General features: G+C 24.5%; 12 protein-coding genes. 2 read left to right on the top strand and 10 right to left on the bottom strand.

Features of this window, described 5'->3' with window-relative positions; all coding sequences use genetic code 11:
* Window positions 1-333: 333 nt before the first annotated feature.
* Window positions 334-636, bottom strand: a complete 303-nt coding sequence (locus LUA84_RS05045; protein WP_457913325.1) for an Eco57I restriction-modification methylase domain-containing protein — start codon at window positions 634-636, stop codon at window positions 334-336.
* A gap of 958 nt (window positions 637-1,594) precedes the next feature.
* Window positions 1,595-1,801, bottom strand: coding sequence for a hypothetical protein (locus tag LUA84_RS01170; protein ID WP_231434054.1), 207 nt, complete (start codon window positions 1,799-1,801; stop codon window positions 1,595-1,597).
* A gap of 732 nt (window positions 1,802-2,533) precedes the next feature.
* Between LUA84_RS01170 and LUA84_RS01175 the strand changes: the two genes are divergently transcribed.
* Entirely contained in the window at window positions 2,534-2,704 is a 171-nt protein-coding gene (locus tag LUA84_RS01175; protein WP_231434055.1) for a PaaD family protein, read from the top strand.
* Window positions 2,701-2,976, top strand: coding sequence for a hypothetical protein (locus tag LUA84_RS01180; RefSeq protein ID WP_231434056.1), 276 nt, complete (start codon window positions 2,701-2,703; stop codon window positions 2,974-2,976). Before LUA84_RS01175 ends, LUA84_RS01180 begins: the two co-directional genes overlap by 4 nt.
* 921 nt (window positions 2,977-3,897) lie before the next feature.
* Here the strand turns inward: LUA84_RS01180 and LUA84_RS01185 are convergent.
* The 8 genes from LUA84_RS01185 to LUA84_RS01215 all read right to left on the bottom strand — a co-directional run bounded on the left by LUA84_RS01185 (window position 3,898) and on the right by LUA84_RS01215 (window position 6,709).
* The gene (locus LUA84_RS01185) at window positions 3,898-4,200 is read right to left on the bottom strand and encodes a hypothetical protein (RefSeq protein WP_231434057.1); all 303 of its coding nucleotides are present in this window, start codon (window positions 4,198-4,200) and stop codon (window positions 3,898-3,900) included.
* Window positions 4,201-4,267: 67 nt separating this feature from the next.
* The gene (locus LUA84_RS01190) at window positions 4,268-4,429 is read right to left on the bottom strand and encodes a hypothetical protein (RefSeq protein WP_231434058.1); all 162 of its coding nucleotides are present in this window, start codon (window positions 4,427-4,429) and stop codon (window positions 4,268-4,270) included.
* A gap of 196 nt (window positions 4,430-4,625) precedes the next feature.
* Complete coding sequence (locus LUA84_RS01195; protein WP_308112649.1) at window positions 4,626-5,012, bottom strand: nucleotidyl transferase family protein; 387 nt, start codon at window positions 5,010-5,012, stop codon at window positions 4,626-4,628.
* A complete protein-coding gene (locus tag LUA84_RS05050) occupies window positions 4,993-5,208 on the bottom strand; it encodes a hypothetical protein (protein ID WP_457913326.1) in 216 nt (71 codons plus the stop codon). The genes LUA84_RS01195 and LUA84_RS05050 overlap by 20 nt, the downstream gene beginning before the upstream one ends.
* Before the next feature lie 78 nt (window positions 5,209-5,286).
* On the bottom strand, window positions 5,287-5,490 hold the full coding sequence (locus tag LUA84_RS01200) for a hypothetical protein (RefSeq protein WP_231434059.1): 204 nt from the start codon (window positions 5,488-5,490) through the stop codon (window positions 5,287-5,289).
* 129 nt (window positions 5,491-5,619) lie between these two features.
* Entirely contained in the window at window positions 5,620-5,835 is a 216-nt protein-coding gene (locus tag LUA84_RS01205) for a hypothetical protein (RefSeq protein ID WP_231434060.1), read from the bottom strand.
* A gap of 122 nt (window positions 5,836-5,957) precedes the next feature.
* Window positions 5,958-6,551, bottom strand: coding sequence for a type II/IV secretion system ATPase subunit (locus LUA84_RS01210; RefSeq protein ID WP_308112651.1), 594 nt, complete (start codon window positions 6,549-6,551; stop codon window positions 5,958-5,960).
* The gene (locus tag LUA84_RS01215; protein WP_231434061.1) at window positions 6,455-6,709 is read right to left on the bottom strand and encodes a hypothetical protein; all 255 of its coding nucleotides are present in this window, start codon (window positions 6,707-6,709) and stop codon (window positions 6,455-6,457) included. The genes LUA84_RS01210 and LUA84_RS01215 overlap by 97 nt, the downstream gene beginning before the upstream one ends.
* Window positions 6,710-7,060 lie beyond the last annotated feature (351 nt).

A 7,060-nucleotide genomic window follows, 5' to 3' on the forward strand; every position in this document is an offset into this window, starting at 1 on the left:
TCTTAATGACATCTTTTAAAGATGTATTTGGATCTATTTTCTTTCCAGTCCATACAACATGTTTAATGCCATTCATATTTTCTTTTCTGTATTTCTTTAATAATTGTACATTTCATTATCATTCATATTATCTACATTCACAAACTTTTTCTACGAATAATAATTCCTGTTCTATTNATTGCACCTTCAAAGGGCATAAATCTTCTAAATCATGAATAACCTGTATTTTTGTTTTTCTAACTAAGAAATTTCTAAATCCAGCACCTGCTTGTGTTTTAAATACTGTAAATGTTATTACAAATCCTAATTTTATCACCTACTTTTAAATATAAGTCAAAACATCTTGCTGAAGAATAGCATAGATAAATCTTTTTTGAATTTATTGATTCCAGTTTTTCCTTCAATTTCTAATAATCCATATTTTTTCCAAAGTTCTTTACTCGATTCTCTATATTGTTCAGGCAAGTCATCCCATCTTATCCATGGGGGGTTTACAATTACATAATCAAATTTACCCTTTNATATTGGAGCAAATGCATTTCTAATTATAGCTATCCATACATCATCTTTACCTTGTAGTCTAAGATCAAGTAATTTTTTATAAAGATCAATTAAACTCTTTTTCTGCTGAAGAATTTAAACCATATGGTGAAATTCTAAATTCAAATTCTTTAGGTGTACATCCATTCTCTAAACACATTTTTATTTAGTCTAATATTTTTCTTAAAAGATCTATATTATTGTNNAGTATTAACAGGTATTTTAAATTCACCAACTGCAGTCCTTAATATATAATACTTTTCAGTAATTTCTGCTTTTGTTTCAATCATTATAAAATCTGCTAAGTAAATTGGAATTTCAATACTTCCTAATCCACTTTGTTGTAATAGATCCGCAATGGTTAATAAATAATTTGTTCTTGCGGTTAAGACTGCTAATGGATTTAAATCATAACCAACAACATTTTCAAGTATATATTTACGTAATGTATCTGTTAAGTAATGTTATTGGCATATCTTATTAATCTACTAATATAAAGTATAAGAAAGGTACATGATCCGCATGCAGGATCTAAAACTCTAATTTCTAAAGGTTTTAATGGATCGTCTTTTCCCATAGTTTCTAAATTTTCATAACTTAATACCAACTTCATTAATTATTAATTCTGCTAACCAATCAGGTGTATAATATTCTCCTAAATTATGTCTAATTCTCTTGGAACAAGATTTTGATATAATTTCTTTAATAAATCTCTGGCAAATTCAGGTTCTAATTGTGGAGTTGCTATTTCGTAATCACGAAAGTCTTCTTGCAATTTCAGCAATAACATCTCCTAATTCTTGATCTATTTCTTCAACATACCATGAAAAATAATCNNCTTCTAAAAAGTTTTCAATACCTAATAATTTTTTAAATATACCACCGCGTTCTAATTCTTTTAATATATTTTTTAAACCTTCAATACCTTTAGATGTATAAGCATTATCAAGTTCTACAATATATGATTTATAAAATCTACCGCTTCCATATAAATAAGCTATTTCGGCAGCAATTAATTTCATTATCAATGCATAATATGTTTATATGGCAAAAATTAGAATATCAGAATATTATTAGACTTTTCAAATCCATAATCTTCTGCTAATTCTTTTAATTCTTTAAATTTATTTGAATCATAACCTGTGGCCTGTTTAAATAATCTCGTCCAATCTTCAAATAATATTTTTGTTTTTTCATTTTTTGTATTTAATAATTTTGTATAAAGTAATTTTATTGACCTTTTAGATATTTGAGAATTCAACCCAAATCTTTAGCAATTTCTTCTGCACTCAAGATTTTTCTTCTTAAACCTGTTAAAGCTTCTATTAATTTTATAATAGATTATCTTCCAATTTCATAAGGTCCTCTTAATATCCATATTTATTTCTTTTATCATATCTAACAAATGCAATTTTATCACTAATAATTATTCCTAAAAATTTAACATAATTACTTTTGTCTCCAGCTTCAGTGATTATATATTTAATAGCTTGTTCCGTTACTTTTTGAATATCGGAATCTGTTGATAATTTACCAGGGGCTTTGTATTCAATAATAACATGTCCATATAAAGCATCTACTCTCTTACCAGAAGCTAAAGTATATTCATATTTACCTTCAAAAGGTATATTTAATGGTTTTAATATTTTTTCTTCAATGCAATGTAGATGCTCTAATTCGTCAGTTCTTCTTCTGTACGTGCTTGAAGAATTCCATTTCTAATACATATGAATTTGTCATCAATATCAAACTGATTTAGAGAATTTCTATTAGGANGCATAATATTATAATTTATAAATTATTTAAGAATTTTAGATATAGTTTTTAGTATGAAATAATAAGAACGTTATATTAATTTTATTTAACTATTTTCATTATCTTAAATAGTGTGAAAAATATGTCAGTAATTTAATAGTTTTTTGTTTTATTCAAATATACTGGAAGAAGCATAAATACATGCGATGCTAATAAAATTTTACACAAATTCATAATAATGGTAAGATGTCCCTTTTGTGGTTCAGAAGATTTAACATTAATTAGTTCATGGAAATATGGGGCTTTTGATGTATATAGATATAAATGTAATAAATGTGGAAATAAGTTTAATTATTATAAAGGAAAAATTACAGAATTAAAGAACCAAAATCAAAAAACCAAAAAATGAATAAAGAAGAAAATAAAGAAGTTGATTATAATCATGAAGAAGTAGAGTCTTGGTTACAGGAGATTGGTGAAGTATTAGGATATTATACTTATCCTGAATTTGGAGATGAACAATATAGGTTTGATATTGTCTATAAATTGTTTAATAGTGAAAAACAACCACCTGTAGCAGTTTTTGAAGTTGTAGATAGTAATACTGTTGATAACTCTCTTTCAAGATTATTTTATGCATATAGAACTTTTAGACCTGAGGGATTATATTTAAAGTTTTAGATAATAAATATCAAGAAAGGGCAAAGAAATTGTTAGAAAATACATATCCAGAAATAAAGGATAAAGATAGAAATATTAGATGCAAATAAAATAAAAGAATTAAGAGATATATTAAATAAATATGGAAATGAAATAAAGAAATTAAGAAATCTGGGAAAGTAAATATTAAAATCATACACTTTTTAGTCATTTAAGTATTTTATCTTGAGCTATAATTTTTCGTTATATTTTCTATATATGTATAATTACAATTAGTATAATTATGATTATACAAATAATGAAAAATACTAGGAATATATATTTAATAGAAAGTAAATATTCTGATAATATAAATACCAAAAGAAATATTAGAAAATCTAAAGGAAAAATCCGAATACTTAAATTTAGATATAAGAAATAAATACACATAATATTTGCAAAAAGTTTTAAAGAAAGAATTAAAGAAAATAATTTATATTTATTTGATTTAGAAGATTTAGAAAATATAATGTATCGAATATAAGAGTTACATAATTTATTGTTATCAATTATTGAGCTAAATAAATTAGCAATCATACTTATACTAGATATATTTGCTAGAATAATATAATTCTTTTTAAAATAAAATTTTTATTATATCTTATAATGAAGAAAAACTCATCGGCTGATAAATGATGAGGGTCTTGAGCTCAGATTTTTTAATATTTTATTGAACAATTATTAATGGAAGAAGAATTGTATGCAACAAAATATGAACTTTATATTTCGTTAATAATTACATTGATAGTTATTGCAATAATAACGAATACATGAATTAATTTACCATATAAAAACCTATACTACATGTCAACACTGATTATATTAACATTAATTATTATAGATGTTTATGTATATTTATCATATAAAGGAAAAATACCCTTATAAAAAGGTAAAGAAAAAAGATTAATTCTTTTTAGATTTTGCAATATCTAAAGCTCTTATTTTAACTAAATCTTCAATTCTATCATATAATATTGATTCAGCTAACTTATATTTATATTCAATATCTTTATATACTAGATAAGCTTTCTTTATTTGATTATTTTTCATATATTCATCAAATATTTTCTTTCTTTCAACAATATCCTCCAAAATATTTAATATATCATTATCTTTAAATGCCATTATTAATAACATCTTTGCTTCACTATCTTGTATTCTATTAAATAATTTTTTTGCATGTAATCTATACAAACTAATTAACATGGTCAAGTTGTTAATCATATTGTCAATCTTCATAAATTATCATTGATAAAAAAATTTATAAATGAAACTACCTACTTCTCTTAACAGAATCTAGTTCTTCCTTATATTTCTTACCAGGTCCATCGGTAAAATATTTATATACAGGTTCCAATTTATTTGCCAACCATTTTCCAACAGCTTTCTGTAAATCCAATGGATGTATTTTTCCTTCAACCCAATCTTTTCTCAAATCCCATAAATTATTATATATTTTTCTTTCTCCAGTTTTTTCATTAATTATCTCAAATTCAATATCTTTATATGAATCTTTATATAATTCATTAGATTCTTTATCAATTATTTTATATATTTCATTCCAATTTATCTTATTGCTATTCTTTAATTCTTCATATATGTCATAATTTATATTTTTGATATTTTCTATTTTATACTAAATTATTATCATACAAATATTTTATTACCCCATAACCTTCCTGGTCCCTAGAAATTAAATATTCAACTATCTCCCATATTGGATTGAATTCCAATTCTCTTTGAGGACAGAATGCTTTATTTATTTTATCAATAACTTCTAAAGGACTATCATGAACAAATATTGCAGAACCTGGTACAGATTTAGACATTTTTAGTTCAGATAATTCTTCTTTAGCTTCTTTTATATTTCCAGATTTTAATTTTTGGAATGTTTCATACGGTAATTGTAGATTTGTTATTAATTGATGATGTACTGCAATTAAATCATAATTTATTTTATCAGCATATTCAATTGTAATTACATGTGCCTTTCTTAGATCAATTCCAGCATGTGCAATAGTTTATTTTTTGGAATATTATATCTGCGGCTTGCATTAATGGATATATTAAATTTGCAGATGGCATTGATTCTTCGTATTTCCTTCCCATAACTGTAACAGATNTTAGTACCCTATTTAATGTAGTATTTTTTCCAATTTTAATTACTTCTGCCCAATAATCATTATTATATATTTCTGTGCCAAAAATACAAATTTTATTTTATCAGGATCCCCACCTAAAGATTTTATTGTTTGTTTCATTGCTTCAGTAAAATATCCTTTTCCAATTCTTTTAATTACTTCTTGATCCCCACTGCAATGTATTATTTATTACTGAATGCCAATCTGCTAAAAATACTTCTGTTTCTGCAAAATTCATAAAATCAATTAATTTATATCCAGATACAACTGCAGTACCCAAATGAACATATCCAGATATTTCATATCCTATATAATGTCTGAAATTATTTATTTTATTTGCCTTTTCTTCATTCAATACTTCTATTGCTGGCTTTTTCCTAAAAGTAATTTTATAATGTTCTTATGCAACATAATTATTTATAACAAAATTTTTGGCCTTTTTAATACCGATCCATAATTATTAATTCTAAGAAAAATTTATTAATTATACTGAAAATGGTAATGATGAAGGTCCATTTATATAGAAGTTCTTCAATATTTCCCATACTTCAAAGAAATCAAATATTTCATTTTCAACCATCTTTTTTAATATTCTAGCTCTATAATCTAAAATTTTGTATATCTTTCTTTTATCATTTATTTTCATTAATGGTGCAATTTTCTTTTCTAATATATAACTATTATATTTTCCAACAAACATATGTTTATCCTGTACAGAATTCCATGTAAATACGTCTCTAACAGCAACTTTCTTTAATTCTGCAATATATTTTTCTATTTCGTATATATTTGGAACTCTTCTTTCATATCTTCCTTTTACTGTTACTGATGTTGAAATACAGCAATATTTAAGTTATCTATAAATGTAATTGGTATATTTATTGGTTCTTCAGTCAATCTTTCTATTAGTGAAGTTATATTACCTGAGTGGAATGTTGTCATAACTGGATGACCTGTTTGCATTGCCTGGAATGCTACATATCCTTCTTTACCTCTTATCTCACCTATTNNTATATAATTTGGTCTNGATCTTAATGCTGCTCTTAATAAATCATACATAGATACATCTGCGCTTTTTCCGACTTCTCTTGTAATCAATCTTTGCCATATATTATGTGGTATATTTAATTCAGGTGTATCTTCTACAGCATAAACCTTTGCATCTGGTTTAATAAATGTTGACAATGCAATTAATAATGTAGTTTTTCCTGATGCTTTATCTTTAAATATTATTATGTTCATTCCATTTTCAACTGCTAACCATAAATATGCAGCTTCCTCTGGAGAAATTGTACCAAATGGATTAAATTGTGTTATACTTAATGGTTTTGCAGAGAATTTTCTGATTGTAAATGAAGATCCATGTAAAGATATATATTTACCATATATAAAATTAACTCTTGATCCTCTGGTAATATTGCATTAACAATTGGTCTTGTTTCTGATGCAGGTCTATCAACTATTTGTGAATATTTAATTATATATTTATTTAAATCTTCCTCATTTTTAAATTCTCTATTTGTTTTAAGCATTCCAAATATTTTATATACAACATAGATTGGACCTAAACCCAATATGTGGACGTCCTCTAAATAAGGATCTCTTAAAAATGGTTCTAAAAAACCATAACCAAATCTTTCCCTAATTAAGAAATATAATAACTTATCATATTCTTCTTGATTTTTTATATATACTTTATCAGAAAATAATTTTCTTCTTTGAAAATCAATAACCTTATTAAATAGGTCGATTATATATCTTCTTACTTCTTCAATATTATTAAAGTTAATATCCTCTATTGCATATTTAACAATTTTTGTTTGTATTGATCTAATTTTTTCTTTTCATTATCATTAGTTCTGGTTCTATTACATTATATATTGCTTTTCCAGATGGTAATTTATATATATGAATAAATATTGGAT

Source organism: Candidatus Nanopusillus massiliensis (genome assembly GCF_920984865.1).